The following is a 17,694-nucleotide window of genomic DNA, read 5'->3' as shown; positions in this document are numbered from 1 at the left end:
CATCATGATTCCCCTGTCGTACGCGCAGCGGCGGATGTGGTTCATCAACCGCTTCGAAGGCCCCTCCGCCACCTACAACATCCCGCTCCTGCTGCGCTGCCACGGCCCGCTCGACACGGCCGCGCTGCGAGCCGCGTTCCAGGACGTGATGGCACGTCACGAAGTGCTGCGCACGGTGTTCGGCGAGGTCGACGGCCAACCGTTCCAGCGCATCCTCGACCCTGCGGCCCTGGAGCTTCCCTGGACCGACTGGGGCCGCGTCGCACCCGAGCGTGTGCCCGGTGTGATCGCGTCGGTGACCGGCAGCTGGTTCGACCTGGCGGCCGACGTGCCGCTGCGCGGGTGCGTCCTGCGCTGCGCCGACGAGGAATTCCTCGTGGTCCTGGTGATTCACCACATCGCCGGTGACGGCGGCTCCCTCGCGCCGCTCGCCCGTGACGTGTCGTCCGCTTATCGGGCCCGTGTGACGGGGACCGCACCCGACTGGCCGGAACTGCGCGTGCAGTACTCCGACTACGCGTTGTGGCAGCAGGAACTCCTCGGCGACGAGAACGACCCGGACAGCGTCGTCTCGGTCCAGACCGGTTATTGGCGCGAGGAATTGGCGGGAATTTCCCGGCCCTTTCCGCTGCCGTTGGACCGACCGCGTCCCGCGGTCGCGAGCTTCCGCGGCGAAACCGTACCGGTCGGTCTCTCTGATTCCCTGTTCGCCGAGGTCGAGGCGCTGGCACAGGCTCGGGGCGTCACGGTGTCGATGGTCCTGCAATCTGCTCTGGCGATGTTGTTGCATCGCCTCGGCGGGGAAGAAGATGTAACAATCGGCTCGCCCATCGCGGGCCGTACGGACGAGGCACTGAATGATCTGGTGGGATTCTTTGTCAATACCTGGGCGTTGCGCTTGAAGTTGCATTCGGAACGAACCTTCGCAGGGGTACTCGAAGAGGTCCGGCAGAAAGCGATTGCTGCCTATGACCATCAGGACGTGCCCTTCGAGCGGCTGGTGGAGTTGCTGCGGCCCGAGCGGTCGACGGCACACCATCCGCTGTTCCAGGTGGTGTTGGCGTGGCAGAACAACACCCCGCCGCAATTGGACCTGCCCGGCCTCTCGGTGACGATGGAGCCGCTGCCCACCCACAGCGCGAAGTTCGACCTGTTCTTCAACCTGGCGCCGGACGAGGCCACCGGCTCGGCCGTGGGTGAGATCGAGTACGCCACCGACCTCTTCGACCGCTCCACGGTGGCGGAGATCGCGGCCCGGTTCGTCGCGGTCGTCGCCGAGGTCGTGGCCGACCCGGACGCCGTCGTCGGCGTCCCGGACGGGGGCGGGTCCGGGGCCCGGCTCGACGACGCCGAGCGCCGGAAGATCCTCGTCGAGTGGAACGACACCGCCCGCGCCTTCCCCTGTCCCGGACCCGTCCACCTGCTGTTCGAGGAGCAGGCCGCCCGCCGCCCCGACGCGATCGCCCTGCGCTGGTCCGGTGGCGGCACCCTCACCTACGGCGAGCTGAACCGGTGGGCGAACCGCATCGCCTGGGACCTCAAGGAACGCGGTGTCGGCCCCGAGACCGTCGTCGGCATCGGCATCCGCCGCGGCCCGGCCATGATCGCCGCCGTCTTCGGCGTGCTCAAGGCGGGCGGCGCCTATCTGCCCCTGGAGCCGTCCCTGCCCGCCGACCGCGTGGCCGGGATGCTCGCCGACGCGGGCTGCGCCCTCGTCCTGTCCTCGCCGGACACCGAGCGCTGGGGCGTGCCGGACGGGGTCGCGCTGGCCGAGGTCACCGACGCGGCGCCGTCCGCCACCGACGGCGCGTCGGGCGCGGCCGCCGACGCCGACCGGGTCCCGGGTACCGCCGGTGCCGACCACAACCCGGAGCCCACCGCGGGCCCCGACACCACCGCGTACATCATCTTCACCTCCGGCTCCACCGGAAAGCCCAAGGGCGTCGCCGTCACCCACCGACCGGTGCTCAACCTGCTCGACTGGTGCCACCGCACCTTCGCGTTCGGCCCCGACGACGTCGCCCTGTGCGTCACCTCGCTCGGCTTCGACCTCTCCGTCTTCGACATCTTCGGCCTGCTCGGCTGCGGTGGTGGCCTGTACGTCGCGGACGCCGTCCAGCAGCGCGACCCCCAGCTCCTGCTCGACATCCTGCTCACCGAGCCGATCACCTACTGGGACTCGGTGCCCACCACCCTCAACCAGGTCGCGTCCCAGTTCGCCGACGACCACGCGTACTCGGGGACCGGCAACCTGCGCCTGGTGTTCCTCTCCGGCGACTACACCCCGCTGTCCCTGCCCGACGAGGTGCGCAGGGTGTTCACCGGCGCCGAGATCGTCAGCCTCGGCGGCGCGACCGAGGCGACGGTGTGGTCCAACTACTTCCGGGTCCGCGAGATCGACCCGTCCTGGCGCAGCATCCCCTACGGCAAGCCCATCGACAACGCCCGCTACTACGTGCTCGACGAGGACATGGAACCGTGTCCCGTCGGCGTCGAGGGCGACCTGTACATCGGCGGTGACGTCCTGTGCGTCGGATACGTCAACCGGCCCGAGCTGACCGCGGAACGCTTCGTCGAGGACCCGTTCAGCGCGCGGCCCGGCGACCGGCTCTACCGCACCGGCGACCGCGCGAGCTTCTTCCCCGACGGCAACATCTGCTTCCTCGGCCGCGCCGACAACCAGGTCAAGCTGCGCGGCTTCCGCGTCGAACCCGGCGAGATCGAGCACACCCTGGTCCGCCACCCGGCCGTACGCCAGGCCATCGTCACCGCCCGCGAGGACCGGCCCGGCGACCTGCGCCTGGTCGCCTACGTCGTCCCCGACCCCGCCGCCCCCGTGCCCGCCGGCGGCAGCGACGACCAGGTCACCGAGTGGCAGGAGGTCTACGACCAGGCGTACGCCGACGACGGCGGCCACGGCTTCGGCGAGGACTTCACCGGCTGGAACAGCTCCTGCACCGGGGAGCCGATCCCCCTGGACGAGATGCGGGCGTGGCGCGACGCCGCCGTCGCGAGCGTCCTGCGGCACGCGCCGCGGCGCGTCCTCGAACTCGGCACCGGCTCCGGCCTGCTGCTGGCCCACCTCGCCGGACACGTCGACGCGTACTGGGCCACCGACTTCTCCCGGGCCGCGGTCGACCGGCTCCGCGACCAGGTCGGCCTGGCCGGCCTCGGCGACCGCGTACACCTGCGCCACCAGGCGGCCGACGACGTCACCGGACTGCCCCGGGGCGGCTTCGACACCGTGCTGCTCAACTCGGTCGTGCAGTACTTCCCGGACGAGCACTACCTCACCCGGGTCCTGGACGGCGCCTGGGAACTGCTCGCGCCGGGCGGCCGGATCGTCCTCGGCGACCTGCGGCGCGCCCGCTCCCTGCCCACGCTGCAGACGGGCGTCCAGGGAACCAAGCACCCCGACGCGACACCGGACGTCCTGCGCACCACGGTGGAACAGGCCGTACTCCTGGAGAAGGAACTGGTCGTCGACCCCGAGTGGTTCCTCGGCTGGGCGCGGCGGACCGGCGCGGCGGGCACCGACGTACGCGTCAAGGAAGGCACCCACCACAACGAACTGACCCGGCACCGCTACGAAGTCGTGCTGCACAAGCCGGGCACGGCCCCGCAGGACGGGCCGCGCCCGCTCGGGGACCTCCCCACCCTGGCCTGGGACGGCGACCTGGACCGGCTCGCCGACCTCGTGCGCGCGGCCGCCGCGCCCGTCTCGCGGATCACCGGGGTCCCCAACGCCCGCCTGACCGAGGAGGCCGCGGCCGCCCGCGCCCTGGGGCTCGACGACTCGGCGCCGCCGACGCTGCCGCCGCTGGACCCCGCCGCGATCGACGCCTGGGCCGCCCGGCACGGCTGGGAGGCGGTCCCCACCTTCTCGCCCGACGCCGTCGACCTCCTCGACGTCGTCCTGTTCCGTGACACCCCGGCGGACACCGCGCTCACCGGCACCTGCCGGGCCGCCGCGGACGAACGCCCCCGGGCCAACGACCCCGCGGCCGCGGCGGCCGTCACCGCGCTGCTGCCCGCCCTGCGCGGCCATCTGCGCGAGTCCCTGCCCGAGTACATGGTCCCCGCGGCCATCGTGCCCATCGCCACCGTGCCGCTCACCGACAACGGCAAGCCCGACCGCCGCGCCCTGCCCGCCCCCGACTACACCGCCGGCGCGGGCCGGGCACCCGCCACCGCGGTGGAGGAGTCGCTGTGCGCGCTGTTCGCCGCGGTGCTCGGGCTCGACCGGGTCGGCGTGGACGACAACTTCTTCGCCATCGGCGGCCACTCGCTGCTCGCCACCCGCCTCGTCAGCCGCATCCGCGGCGAGCACGGCGTGGAGATCCCCATCCGGGTCGTCTTCCAGTCGCCCACCGTCGCCGAACTCGCGGACTGCCTGACCGGCCTGAGCGACGTCCGCCCCGCCCTCGAACCCCAGGAGCGGCCCGAGCGGCTGCCCCTGTCGTACGCCCAGCAGCGGCTGTGGTTCATCCACCGCTTCGAGGGGCCCTCGGCGACCTACAACATCGCCCTGGCCCTGCGCCTGCGCGGCGACATCGACGCGGCGGCGCTGCGCCGCGCCGTGCACGACGTCGTGGTACGGCACGAGTCGCTGCGCACCGTCTTCGGAGAGGCGGACGGACAGCCCTACCAGCGGATCCTGGAACCGGTGGCGGTCACCGTGCCCTGGCAGGAGCGCGAGGTCACCGAGGCCGAACTGCCCGGCGTCCTGCGGGAGGCGGCACGCCGCCCGTTCGACCTGTCCGCCGAGATCCCCTTCCGGTCCTGGCTCCTGCGCACCGGCGAGCACGACGCGGTGTTCCTCATCGGCGCCCACCACATCGCCGCCGACGGCTGGTCGGCCCTGCCGCTCGCCCAGGACCTCACCACCGCGTACGAGGCCCGCCGCGCCGACCGGGCACCCGGCTGGGAGCCGCTGCCCGTGCAGTACGCCGACTACACGCTCTGGCAGCGGGAACTCCTCGGCGACGACGCCACCCCGGGCAGCCGCTACCGGCGCCAGCTCGACTACTGGTCCACCCAGCTCGCCGGCCTCCCCGAGACCGTCACACCGCCCGCCGACAGGCCCCGGCCCGCCGTCGCCTCGTACGCCGGGGACACACTCCCGCTCGCCCTCGACCCGCAGCTCACCGACGGGGTGCGGCGACTGGCCCAGGAACACGGCGCCACCGTCTCGATGGTGCTCCAGGCCGCCCTCGCCGCGCTGCTCACCAGGCTCGGCGCGGGCACGGACGTACCGATCGGCTCGCCCATCGCCGGGCGCACCGACGAGGCGCTCGGCCGGCTCGTCGGCTTCTTCGTCAACACCTGGGTGCTGCGCGCCGACACTTCCGGCGACCCCGCGTTCACCGAGCTCGTCGGCCGGGTCCGCGAGAGCAGCCTGGCCGCCTACGACCACCAGGACATCCCGTTCGAGCACCTTGTCGAGGTCCTCAACCCGACCCGCTCACCCGCCCACCACCCGCTGTTCCAGGTGTGCCTCGCGCTCCAGAACAACGCGCGGCCCGCATTCGACCTGCCCGGCCTCGCCGTGACCGAGGAGCCGTTCGCCCTCGGCACCTCGCGCTTCGACCTCTTCATCAGCCTCACCGAACACGACGACGACGGCACCGGTGCGCCCGCGCGCATCGAGGGCTTCGCCGAGTACGCCACGGAGCTGTTCGACGCCTCCACGGTCACCGCCCTCCTCGACCGCTGGCTGCACCTCCTGCGCCAGGTGGTCGCCGCCCCCGACGCGCCCATCGGCGCGGTGGACGTGCTCGCCGGGCACGAGCGCGCCGCGCTGACCCGCTGGAGCGGCCGGGGCCGCGACGACCGGTTCGTGTCCGGCACGCTGCACGAACGATTCGCCGCCACCGCGGCCGCGACCCCGGACGCCGTCGCGCTCGTCACCGCGGACGCCGCCCGCACCTGGACCTACGCCGAACTCGACCGCTGGGCCAACCGCCTCGCCCACCACTTCCGGGCCCGCGGCGCGCACCCCCACAGCCGGGTCGCACTCGTCCTGGAACGCTCCCCGCTCCTGGTCGCCGCCGTCCTCGGCGTCCTGAAGGCGGGCGCCACCTATGTGCCCGTCGACCCCACACACCCGCCCGAGCGCGTCGACTTCCTGCTCGCCGACCTCGACCCGGCGCTCACCGTGGACGAGAGCCTCGCCGACGAGGACGTCGACGGCCTGCCCGGCACACCCCCGGACGCCGCGGACACCGGCGAGCACGCCGCGGCCTACGTGATGTACACCTCCGGCTCCACCGGCCGCCCCAAGGGCGTCGAGGTGACCCACCGCAACGTGCTCGACCTCGCCCTCGACTCCTGCTTCACCACCGACGCCCACCACCGCGTCCTGCTGCACTCACCGCACACCTTCGACGCGTCGACGTACGAGATGTGGGCACCGCTCCTCGGCGGCGGCACGGTGGTCGTCGCCCGCGCCGGACGGCCGGACACCGCGGAACTCGCCCGGACCATCGCCGAGCGGGAGGTCACCGGTGTCTGGCTGACCGCGGGACTCTTCGCCGTCATGGCCGAGCAGCACGCCGCGTGCTTCGGCGCCGTGCGGGAGGTGTGGGCGGGCGGCGACGTGCTCTCGCCGACCGCCGTCCGCGCGGTGCTCGACGCCTGTCCCGGCACGACCGTGGTCAACGGCTACGGCCCGACCGAGACCACCACCTTCGCCTCCCGGCACCGGGTGACCGGCGCGGCCCTGTGCGCCGACCCGCTGCCCATCGGCACCCCCATGGACGGCAGCCGCCTCCTCGTCCTCGACGACCGGCTGCGGCCCGTGCCGCCCGGTGTCGTGGGCGAGCTGTACATCGGCGGCGACGGCGTGGCCCGCGGCTACGCGGGGCGCCCTGGCCTGACCGCCGCACGGTTCGTGCCGGACCCCTCCGGACGGCCCGGATCGCGCGCGTACCGCACCGGTGACCTGGTGCGCTGGGACGCCGCCGGGCAGCTCCACTACGTCGGCCGCAGCGACGACCAGTTCAAGCTGCGCGGCTTCCGCGTCGAGCCGGGCGAGCTGGAGACGGTCCTGCGCGACCAGGACGGCGTGGCCAACGCCGTGGTCGCCGTGCGCCGCGACCGCCTCGGCGACCGCGGCATGGTCGCCTACGTGGTGCCCGACGGCTCCGCCTCCACCGGCCGCGACGCCGCCGAGCAGATCGGCGAGTGGCGCGAGATCTACGACACCATGTACGGCGGCACGACCGTCGAAGCCGGCGGAGTCGGCGAGGACTTCACCGGCTGGAACAGCTCCTACACCGGCGACCCCATCCCGCTGCCCGAGATGCGGGACTGGCGCGAGGCCGTGCTGCGGCGGCTGCGCGCGCTGCGCCCGCGCCGGGTCCTGGAGATCGGCGTCGGCTCCGGTCTCCTCCTCGGCCCGCTCGCACCGGAGACCGAGGAGTACTGGGGCACCGACTTCTCGGCGCCCGTCGTCGAGCGGCTGCGCGCCCAGACCGGCGCCGACCCCCGGCTCGCGGGCCGGGTGACCCTGCGCTGCCAGTCCGCCGACGACCCCGAAGGACTGCCCGCGGGCCACTTCGACACGGTCGTCCTCAACTCGGTCGTGCAGTACTTCCCCGACGCCGACTACCTCACCCGGGTCCTCGACCTCGCCATGGACCGGCTCGCCCCCGGCGGCCGCGTCCTGATCGGCGACGTCCGCAACCACCGCACCCTGCGGGCGTTCAGTGCCGCCGTGCACCGCTGCCGCAAGCCCGACGACGGCCCCGCCGCCGTACAGGCCGCCGTCGAACGCGCGGTGCTCGGCGAGAAGGAACTCCTCGCCGATCCCGGCTTCTTCGTCCGCTGGGCCGCGGCACGGCCGGACGCCGTCGCCACCGACATCCGCCTCAAGCAGGGCACCCACCACAACGAACTGACCCGCCACCGCTACGAGGTGGTCCTGCACAAGGCGCCCGCCGCCCCGCTGCACCTCGGCGAGCTGCCCGAGGCGGTGTGGGGGGCCGAGGTCCGCGGCCTCGACGGCCTGGAGGCCGCCCTGGCCCGGCACGGCGGCGGCCTGCGCCTGACCCGGATCCCCAACGCCCGCCTGGCCGGCGAGGCCGCCGAGTGGGGCGCCACCGCCGAACTGGGCAACGCCCTGGACCCCGCGGACCTGGAGGAGTGGGGCGCCCGGCGGGGCATCGCCGTGTACTGCACCTGGTCGGCACAGGCGGGCGACTGCTTCGAGGCGGCCGTGCTGCCCGACGTCGACGCGGTCTGCTGCGACGGTGTCTACCGCCCCGCCGGAGCGCCCTCGGCCCGGCAGACGAACGTTCCCGCGGTGTCCCGGCGCGTCTCCAAGTTGCCCTCCGTGCTCCGCGAACGGCTCGCGCGCCGCCTGCCGGAGTTCATGATGCCCGGCGAGATCGTCGTCCTGGACCGGCTGCCGCTCACCGAGAACGGCAAGGTGGACCGGGCCGCGCTGCCCGCGCCGGACGCGCCGGGCGGCGGCGACTACCAAGCCCCGCGCACCCCGCGCGAGGAGGAGCTGGCCGCACTGTTCGCCGAGGTCCTCGGCCTGGACCGGATCGGCGTCGACGACGACTTCTTCGCCAGCGGCGGCCACTCCCTGCGGCTGACCCGCCTGGTCTGGCGGATCCACGAGGAACTGGGCGTGGACGTCCCCATCCGCACGGTGTTCCAGTACCCGACCGTGGCCGAGCTCGCGGTGCAGATGTCCGCCGACACCGACACCGCCTTCGAGGACCCGTTCGCCGTGCTCCTGCCGATCCGCACCGAGGGCTCCCGCCCCCCGCTGTGGTGGCTGCACCCCGGCGGCGGGCTGAGCTGGCCCTACCTCGGCTTCGCCCGTCAGGTGGAGCGGGACTGGCCGATGTACGGCATCCAGGCGCGCGGCTTCGACGGGACGACACCGCCGGCCGCGTCCATCGACGAGATGGTCGAGGACTACCTCCAGCAGGTCCTCGAGGTCCAGCCGAGCGGCCCCTACCACCTCCTCGGCTGGTCCTTCGGCGGCACCCTGGCGCACGCCATGGCCGCCGAGCTCCAGCGCAGGGGGCACGAGGTGGCGCTCCTCGCGCTGCTCGACGCGGCGCCGTCCCGCCACTTCGCCGACCTGGAGGCCCTGGACGAGGCGATGGTCCGGCGCTTCCTCGCCAACTACATGGGACATCTGGCCGGGATGGAGGAGTACCCGTCCCTGGTGGCCACCGCCTCCTCCATCTTCGTCGGACAGATGGAGCAGATGCGGCGGTTCACCTCCCCGCGCTTTCGCGGGGACATCGTCTTCTTCAACGCGCTCCTCGACCCGGAGACCCACGACAAGCGGGAGTTGGAGGAGGAACTGGAGGTGCTCTGGCAGGAGCACGTCGACGGACGTGTGCAGCGCGTCGACATCGCGTGCGCGCACAACGAAATGTACTGGCCGCGGAATGTTGCGGAGATCAGCCGCACCCTCAACCGCGTTCTGCGGACGGGCAGCCCCACCGATTCGACCCCGAACGGTGCGAAGAGAACCGGAGGAGATGAGTGAGGAAGACCAGCCAGGACCGTTCCCCGCGGAACGTCGTCGGCATACGAAGACACTGACCGGACATGCGTGGTGACGGGGAGGCGTGTGCTGTGGGAGGCATCAACAAAGATGTCATGTTTGTCCGTTGGCCGGCACAGGTGGACTTAAGGAACCGATGTAAGAGGGACGGTGTACCCCGCCTCCTTGTTGTGGAGGGGGGTGCCCGTCCGCCGATCTGCAACGATCCCTTCGAGGACTGGGTCCGCGCACCCATTTCCCGCGACGATCTGGACGCCCGCGTCAGGGCGCTCCAGAACCGGCTCGACAGCCGTCAGGTCCCGACCCTCGACTCGGCCGGAACGCTGTGTTTCGGCCCGCATTCGATCACTATCTCGAACGTCCAGACCGAATTGATGGAGTTGCTCATCGAGCACTTCGGGGAGGTGGTGTACCGGCACGAACTCACCCAACGCCTGGCGGAACGCGTGCAGAGGCCGACGCGAAATTCGCTCGACCTCCACATCATGCGGCTCCGCCGGCGTCTGTCCCGGATCGACCTCGTCATCCGTACGGCCTGGGGCCGTGGCTATGTGCTGGAGACCGACGTCGGCTAGCCGACGTCAGACGCCAGGGTCTGTTCGACATCGCGGACAGACCCTTGGAGTTCGGACAGAACCTAGGAGTGGTGCACCTTCCCGCGCAGCCGACGCAGTTCGGGGAAGGGCCTGGTGACGCGCCGTGCGAGGAAGTCCACCCCGCTCGACCTGCCGGTGCCGCCCTGTTCCCCGACCATCTTGGACACCAGGGCGAGGTGCGCCACTTTCCAGTGCCAGTACCCGTTCCCCATGTCGACGAGCGCCTCCGCGAGGCGGTGCAGGACTCCCGCCTCCACCCCGCGCCGGCACACCTCGTCCACCGAGAGCCCGTGGTATTCGGTCGCGGCCGCGAACGCCTCGTACAGACTTCCCGGATGGTGCTCGTTGCCGAGGAGCACCGTCAGCCGCCGGAACTGCGCCGACTGCGCGCCGCTCGCCGTGTCCAGGCGGGGCCGGAAGTCCGCGAAATAGCGCAGCGGCAGTTTCTCGAGGACGAGTACCTGCTCCTTCAGGACCTTCAGCAACTCGCAGGACCGCAGCAGGAATTCGAGGCCCAGCTCCAGATCGTGCGGATCGCCGGGCGGCACGAGAGCCTCGGCGGCGGCGTCCAGGTCCGCCCCGAGCTGCTTCAGCCACAGTTCGCAGGACTGGTGGGTGATGATGAAGAACTGCTCGGCCAGCACCACGGCTCGGCCTGCGGCGGATGGAGTCCGCGGCTCCTGCAGCGAAAGCAGAGTCTCCATCCGGAGATAGTCCGCATACGTCAGAGTGCTCAAGACGCCGCCTCCTCGTCGGGGGTGTCCGGTCGGCGACCACCGGTAATTCCGGTGGGTCCAGCGACCGTATTCCGGAGCATGTCACGGAAGGCAACGGGCTGATCTGCAATCTTTCCTCTCTCATTCACGTCACATTCCGGAGAAAGACCTGGGTAAGAAATCCGCGGCAGCCCCGCCGCGGTTGTCACGATTCCGGCATGACCATCCGTACCGACCTTGACCTGACCGACGCCGCCGCCTTCGTACGGCACGACGCGCACGAGTTCTGGCGCGAAGTGCGGATGTCCCGGCCCGTGTACTGGCACGACGGGAACCCCGGATTCTGGGTCGTCGCCCGCCACGCCGACGTACTGGCCTGCTACGCCGACGCGGCCTCGCTGAGCTCGGCCCGCGGGACCGTCCTCGACGTGCTCCTGAACGGCGGTGACTCGGCCGGCGGCAAGATGCTCGCGGTCACCGACCGGCCGCGCCACCGCGAACTGCGCAACCTGATGCTGCGGGCCTTCTCGCCGCGGGTGCTCGGCGCGGTCGAGAGCGGGGTGCGGGCACGGGCGTCGCGGCTCGTCGCGCGTGTCGCCCGGCGGGGCACCTTCGACTTCGCGACGGAGGTCGCCGAGCACATCCCGATGAACACCATCTGCGATCTGCTCTCCATCCCGGAGGCGGACCGCGAGAAGCTGCTGCGCTGGAACAAGCTGGCGCTCTCCTCGGAGGACGCGGAAGCCGACCCGCTGGACTCCCTGGAGGCCCGCAACGAGATCGTCGGCTACTTCATGGACCTCGCCCGGCAGCGCCGCCGCGACCCCGGCGACGACGTCGTCAGCATGATCGCGACAGCGCGCGTCGGCGAGGGACCGCTGACCCTTGAGGAGGTCGCGCTCAACTGCTACAGCCTCGTGCTCGGCGGCGACGAGTCCTCCCGGGTGTCCGCGATCTGCGCGGTCAAGACACTCGCCGAACACCCCGAGCAGTGGCGGGCGCTGCGCGCGGGATCGGCGGGCATCGACGGGGCCGTGGAGGAAGTACTGCGCTGGGCCACGCCCGCACGGCACTTCGCGCGCACCGCGACCCGCGACCTGGAGATCGGCGGCCGACACGTGCGCGCGGGCGACATCGTGACGCTGTGGAACACCTCGGCCAACAACGACGAGGAGGTGTTCGACCGGCCGCGCCGCTTCGACCTCACCCGCTCGCCCAACAAGCACCTGTCGTTCGGCCACGGCCCGCACTTCTGCGTCGGTGCCTTCCTCGGCCGGGCCGAGCTGCGCGCCCTCCTTGCCGCGCTCGTCGAGACGGTCGACGAGATCGAGGTGTGCGGCCCGCCCACCCCGATCTACTCCACCTTCCTGAACGGCTACAGCAGCCTGCCTGTCGCCTTCCGCTGACGGTCCTCGACGGCCGCGGCCAGATCACCGATCGTCGCCGCCTCCAGGACGGCCCGGATCGGCAGGGCGACCTCGAACCGCTCCCGGATCCGGGTGGCCAGCCTGGTCGCCTGCACCGAATGCCCGCCGAGCCCGAAGAAGTTGTCCCCGAGCCCCGCCTCCGGAATGCCGAGGACGTCCCGTACGATCGCGCAGACCTCGGCCGCGCAGCCTTCCGCCCCGGCCGCCCCGGGCTCCCCGGCGGCGACCCGCTGCCGGGCGGTGTCCGCCTCCGGGCGGTCCACCGCCGCGTCCGCCGGCGGGGCGACCGGGAGCGCCGCCCGGTCGATCTTCCCGTTCGCCAGGGTCGGGAACCGTTCGAGCACCTGGACCCGGGCCGGCACCATGTGCGCGGGCAGCGCCCCGGCGACGTGGGCACGCAGGGCACCGGGCTCGACCGGCGCGGTGGCGGTGACGTACCCGACGACGTGCGCGTCGGCCAGCTCGCCCCGGACCACCGCGACGGCGACGTCCACCGCGGGGTGAGAGGCGAGCCGGGTCTCGATCTCGCCGAGTTCGACGCGGAAGCCGCGCAGCTTCACCTGACCGTCCACCCGGCCCGCGAAGAACAGCTCACCGTCCCGCTCCCTGCGGCCCCGGTCGCCGGTGCGGTACATCCGGCTCCCGGGCGGCCCGAACGGGTCGGCCACGAACTTCGCCGCCGTCGCGGCGAACCGGTCGAGATAGCCGCGGGCGAGACCGCTGCCCGCGATGTACAGCTCTCCCTCCGCGCCGTCCGGCACCGGACGCAGCCGCTCGTCGAGCACCCGCACCTCGTTGCCGATCCACGGCGTGCCGATCCCGACGTCACCGCCGGCCCGCACCGGCCCGCCGACCGTCGCCCCGACGGTCACCTCGGTCGGGCCGTAGCCGTTGAACATCCGCCTCCCGGGAGACCACTTGCGCACCAGCGTCGGGGTGCAGCTGTCGCCCGTGGACATGACGGTGCCACCGGCCAGGACGTCCTCGGCGTCGGTCTCGCTGAGCGCGACCGGGGGCAGCACGGCGTGCGTGATGTCGTGCTTCAGCAGGGTGTCCCGCAGCGGGCGGCCCGGCAGCAGGTCCTCGGCGGACGCCATCACCAGGGCCGCGCCGGACAGCAGCGCCAGAGTCACGTCCCAGAAGGCGGCGTCGAAGCTGATGGACGCCCACTGAAGCACCCGGTCGCCCGGGCCCGCCCCGAGGACGGCCGCCTGGGTGGCCGCCATGTCCCGCACCCCGGCGTGCGGCACGGCGACCCCCTTGGGCGTTCCGGTGGACCCCGAGGTGTAGATGACGTACATCAGGTGCTCGGGGCGCAGGACCCCGCGGCGCTCCCGCGCGGTGATGTCGTGCCCCGGCAGCACGGCGCACGCGGCCTGGAACTCCGGTTCGTCGACGACGAGTTCCGGCACACCCGAGCCGAGGGGCGGCACCGCGGACGACCGGAGCAGCAGTACCGGCCGCGCGTCGGACTGCATGAACGCCAGGCGTTGTGCCGGATAGCCGGGGTCGAGGGGGAGGTAGGCGCCTCCGGCCTTGAGGACCGCCATGAGTGCCACCACCAGGTCGCCGGACTTCGGCATCGCGACGGCGACCAGGGTGTCGGGGCCGACCCCGTGGGCGATCAGGCTCCGGGCGAGCCGGTTGATCCGGGTGTTCACCTCGGCGTACCCGAGCGTGCCCGACTCGTCGATGAGGGCGGGCTCTCCGCTCCGTTCGGCGACGGTCGACTCGAACAGTGCCACTACCGTGTCCAACCGCAATCAGCTCCTTCGGGAGAGTCCCTGATCGACGGCGAATCTAACCCTGTCCGTCCTGGTCGCCCGGCGAATCCGTCCCGTCTCTGTCAGGCGGGCCCGGCTCCGCGCGCCGGGGATCTCGCGGTACGAGGGCCAGGTACTCCGAGAGCCGGGCGGCCGCGTCGAGCATCGCGACGCCGCGGGTGGTCAGGCGGCGCCGCCAGTCGTCGAGGGCCGCGGACAGCGCCCCGGTGCCGCCTGCCGTGCGGATCTGGAGGACCACCGCGCGGATGTGCTCCAGCGGATAGCCGCCGCGCCTGAGCAGATGCGTCAGTTCGGCGTCGCGGACGTCCTGGGAGCCGTACGAGCGGTGGCCGGTGACCGGCTCCCGGGCCGGGGCGAGGATGCCCGCCGCCTCCCAGTTGCGCAGGGTCGCCGGGGTCACGCCGAGACGGCGGGAGAGCTCGCCGATGCTGAGTGGCGCACCGTCGAGCGGGGCGTGCTCGGCGGCGGCGGTGCCGGAGGTCAGGTCCTCGACGGCGCGGCCCACCGCGTCCAGGGTGCCCCGGTCGCGCAGCAGTTGGGCGTGGCCGCGGTCGACCGCCGTCAGGGCGCCGTCGAGTTCACCGGCGTTGAGCGCCCGCATGATCTGCCCGCCGACGGCGTACCCGTGCGCCTGGACGAGGGCGAGATAGGCGCGCAGGGCCGTCGCGTGGGTCGCGGTGTAGGTGCGGTAGCCGGACGGGGTGCGGCCGGCCGCGGGCAGGAATCCGTCCCGCTCGTAGTTGCGCACGGCCTGGGTCGAGATGCCGTGCTCGCGGGCCAGATCGAACGGACGCAGGTACTCCATGGTTTGAGACTTTATCCGAGCAGTACCGGGCCTCTCCCGTGAAAGCCTCAACCGAGTTTGCAGGTATACGCTTGAGTCATATGAGCCGGGAAGTTCAGGAACGGGAAGTCCAGGAATCCGTCGCCCCGTCGTGTGACGAAGGCGTGCCGGGTGCGATACGCGGGAGGGACCCCATGACGGTCGACACCGGGACGGACACGCGGCCGCCCGCGCCGCGCGCCGCCGGGAACCACGGTCTGATCCGGGTGCGGGGCGCCCGCGAGAACAACCTCAAGGACGTCAGCGTCGACATCCCTAAGCACCACCTCACGGTGTTCACCGGAGTCTCCGGATCGGGCAAGAGTTCCCTGGTGTTCGACACGATCGCCGCCGAGTCGCAGCGGCTGATCAACGAGACGTACAGCGCCTTCATCCAGGGCTTCATGCCGACCCTGGCCCGCCCCGAGGTGGAAGTCCTCGAGGGCCTCACCACCGCCATCCTGGTCGACCAGCAGCCGATGGGCGCCCACGCCCGCTCCACCGTCGGCACCGCCACCGACGCGGGGGCGCTCCTGCGCATCCTCTTCAGCAGGCTCGCCAAGCCCTACATCGGCACCCAGAAGGCGTTCGCGTTCAACGTCGCGTCCGCCGACGCCTCGGGCGTCCTGGTGGTCAACGGCAAGCGGATCGAGAAGGGGTTCAGCGTCGTCGGCGGCATGTGCCTGCGCTGCGAGGGCATGGGCACCGTCACCGACATCGACCCCGCACAGCTCTACGACGACTCCAAGTCCCTCGCCGGCGGCGCGGTCACCGTGCCCGGCTGGAAGCCCGACGGCTGGGTCGTGCAGTCCTTCACCGAGTCCGGCTTCCTCGACCCCGCCAAGCCGATCCGCGACTACACCGACCAGGAAACGCACGACTTCCTGCACCGGGACCCCGTGAAGATCAAGGTCAAGGGCATCAACACCACCTACGAGGGCCTGCTCGCCCGGGTGCGGAAGTCGTTCCTCTCCAAGGACAAGGAGACGCTCCAGCCGCACATCCGCGCCTTCGTGGAGCGGGCGGTGACCTTCGCCCCCTGCCCCGAGTGCCACGGCACCCGGCTGAGCGAGACCACCCGGTCCGCGAAGATCGACGGGGTCAGCATCGCCGACGCCTGCGCCATGCAGATCAGCGACCTCGTCGACTGGGTCCGCGGCCTGCGGGACCCGTCGGTCGTCTCGCTGGTCTCGGTGCTCCTCGGAACCCTCGACTCCTTCGTCGAGATGGGCCTCGGCTACCTCTCGCTCGACCGGTCGTCGAGCACCCTCTCGGGCGGTGAGGCGCAGCGCACCAAGATGGTCCGCCACCTCGGCTCGGCGCTCACGGACGTCACGTACGTCTTCGACGAGCCCACCGTCGGCCTGCACCCGCACGACATCCGGCGCATGAACGACCTGCTGCTTCGCCTGCGCGACAAGGGCAACACCGTGCTCGTCGTGGAGCACAAGCCGGAGACCATCCTGATCGCCGACCACGTCGTCGACCTCGGGCCGCGCGCGGGCACCGAGGGCGGCGAGGTCGTCTTCCAGGGCACCGTCGACGCCCTGCGCGCCTCCGCGACCCTCACCGGACGGCATCTGGACGACCGGGCCCGGGTGAAGCCGTCGGTGCGGCGGCGCACCGGTGTCCTGGAGGTGCGCGGCGCGAACTCCCACAACCTGCGCGACGTCGACGTGGACATCCCGCTCGGCGTGCTCACCGTCGTCACCGGCGTCGCGGGCTCCGGCAAGAGCTCCCTGATCCAGGGCTCGGTGGCCGGCCGGGACGGCGTGGTCACGGTCGACCAGTCACCCATCAAGGGCTCCCGGCGCAGCAATCCGGCCACCTACACCGGCATGCTCGACGCGATCCGCAAGACGTTCGCCAAGGCCAACGGCGTCAAGCCCGCCCTCTTCAGCCCCAACTCCGAGGGCGCCTGCCCCGCCTGCAAGGGCGCCGGGGTCATCTACACCGACCTGGCGATCATGGCTGGGGCCGCCACCACCTGCGAGGACTGCGCGGGGAAGCGGTTCCAGGAGGAGGTGCTCGCGTACCGGCTCGGTGGCCGGGACATCAGCGAGGTGTTCGCGATGCCGGTGGCCGAGGCCGCCGAGTTCTTCCGCGCAGGCCCCGCGCGGACACCGAGCGCGTGTGCCGTCCTCGACCGGCTCGCCGAGGTCGGCCTCGGCTATCTCAGCCTGGGCCAGCCCCTCACCACGCTCTCCGGCGGCGAGCGGCAACGCCTCAAGCTCGCGGGGCACATGGCAGGAACGGGCAGCGTCTACATCCTCGACGAGCCGACCAGCGGCCTGCACCTGGCCGACGTCGAGCAGTTGCTCGCCCTGCTCGACCGGCTCGTGGACGCGGGCAAGTCGGTCGTCGTGGTGGAACACCACCAGGCGGTGATGGCCCACGCCGACTGGATCATCGACCTCGGCCCCGGCGCCGGACACGACGGCGGCAAGGTCGTGTTCGAGGGCACTCCGTCCGAACTGGTCGCCGCGCGCTCGACGCTGACGGGGGAGCATCTCGCCGAGTACGTGGAAGGCTGAGTCCTGTACGTGGAGGGCTGAGTCCTGTACGTCAAGGACTGAGTCCTGTACGTCGAGGACTGAGTCCTGTACGTCAAGGGCTGACGTGGCCCGGCCACGCACCTGGACGCGGGTGGCCCGGCCACGCACCTGAACGCGCCCCGCCCCCGCCATTCCCCCGGCGACGGGGGCGGGGCGTCCGCGTGGGCATGGCGTTCGCGCGGGCGAGGCGTCCGCGCGGGGGCCCGGCGCGGCGGCGGGGGAGGGGCGCGCCGACTTCTGGCGCACCTCTTTCACCCG

At 72.1% G+C, this 17,694-nt stretch carries 7 protein-coding genes; 4 read left to right on the top strand and 3 right to left on the bottom strand.

What is annotated here, in order from left to right; translation table 11 throughout:
- The first annotated feature begins 4 nt into the window (after positions 1–4).
- Positions 5–9,517, top strand: a complete 9,513-nt coding sequence (locus tag GPA10_RS31870; RefSeq protein WP_246260188.1) for a non-ribosomal peptide synthetase — start codon at positions 5–7, stop codon at positions 9,515–9,517.
- A 188-nt stretch (positions 9,518–9,705) separates the two neighbouring features.
- A complete protein-coding gene (locus GPA10_RS43510) occupies positions 9,706–10,110 on the top strand; it encodes a helix-turn-helix domain-containing protein (protein ID WP_058846512.1) in 405 nt (134 codons plus the stop codon).
- 62 nt (positions 10,111–10,172) lie between these two features.
- On the opposite strand, the gene GPA10_RS31860 is transcribed toward GPA10_RS43510, so the two are convergent.
- On the bottom strand, positions 10,173–10,868 hold the full coding sequence (locus tag GPA10_RS31860) for a tryptophan 2,3-dioxygenase family protein (RefSeq protein WP_079086039.1): 696 nt from the start codon (positions 10,866–10,868) through the stop codon (positions 10,173–10,175).
- A gap of 197 nt (positions 10,869–11,065) precedes the next feature.
- Between GPA10_RS31860 and GPA10_RS31855 the strand changes: the two genes are divergently transcribed.
- The gene (locus tag GPA10_RS31855) at positions 11,066–12,253 is read left to right on the top strand and encodes a cytochrome P450 (RefSeq protein ID WP_157168496.1); all 1,188 of its coding nucleotides are present in this window, start codon (positions 11,066–11,068) and stop codon (positions 12,251–12,253) included.
- Here the strand turns inward: GPA10_RS31855 and GPA10_RS31850 are convergent.
- On the bottom strand, positions 12,223–14,031 hold the full coding sequence (locus GPA10_RS31850) for a non-ribosomal peptide synthetase (protein ID WP_246260174.1): 1,809 nt from the start codon (positions 14,029–14,031) through the stop codon (positions 12,223–12,225). The genes GPA10_RS31855 and GPA10_RS31850 overlap by 31 nt on opposite strands.
- A 43-nt stretch (positions 14,032–14,074) precedes the next feature.
- Positions 14,075–14,863, bottom strand: a complete 789-nt coding sequence (locus GPA10_RS31845; protein ID WP_157168494.1) for a TioE family transcriptional regulator — start codon at positions 14,861–14,863, stop codon at positions 14,075–14,077.
- Positions 14,864–15,036: 173 nt separating this feature from the next.
- Here GPA10_RS31845 and GPA10_RS31840 point away from each other — a divergent pair, with 173 nt between their 5' ends.
- Positions 15,037–17,415: an ATP-binding cassette domain-containing protein gene (locus GPA10_RS31840; RefSeq protein ID WP_157168493.1), complete on the top strand. Its 2,379-nt coding sequence runs from the start codon at positions 15,037–15,039 to the stop codon at positions 17,413–17,415.
- The last annotated feature ends 279 nt before the right edge of the window (positions 17,416–17,694 follow it).

The organism is Streptomyces typhae, from assembly GCF_009755605.1.
Classification (GTDB): Bacteria; Actinomycetota; Actinomycetes; order Streptomycetales; family Streptomycetaceae; genus Streptomyces; species Streptomyces typhae.
The sequence above is the reverse complement of the archived record's forward strand: the minus strand, read 5'-3'. Positions and strand labels throughout refer to the sequence as shown.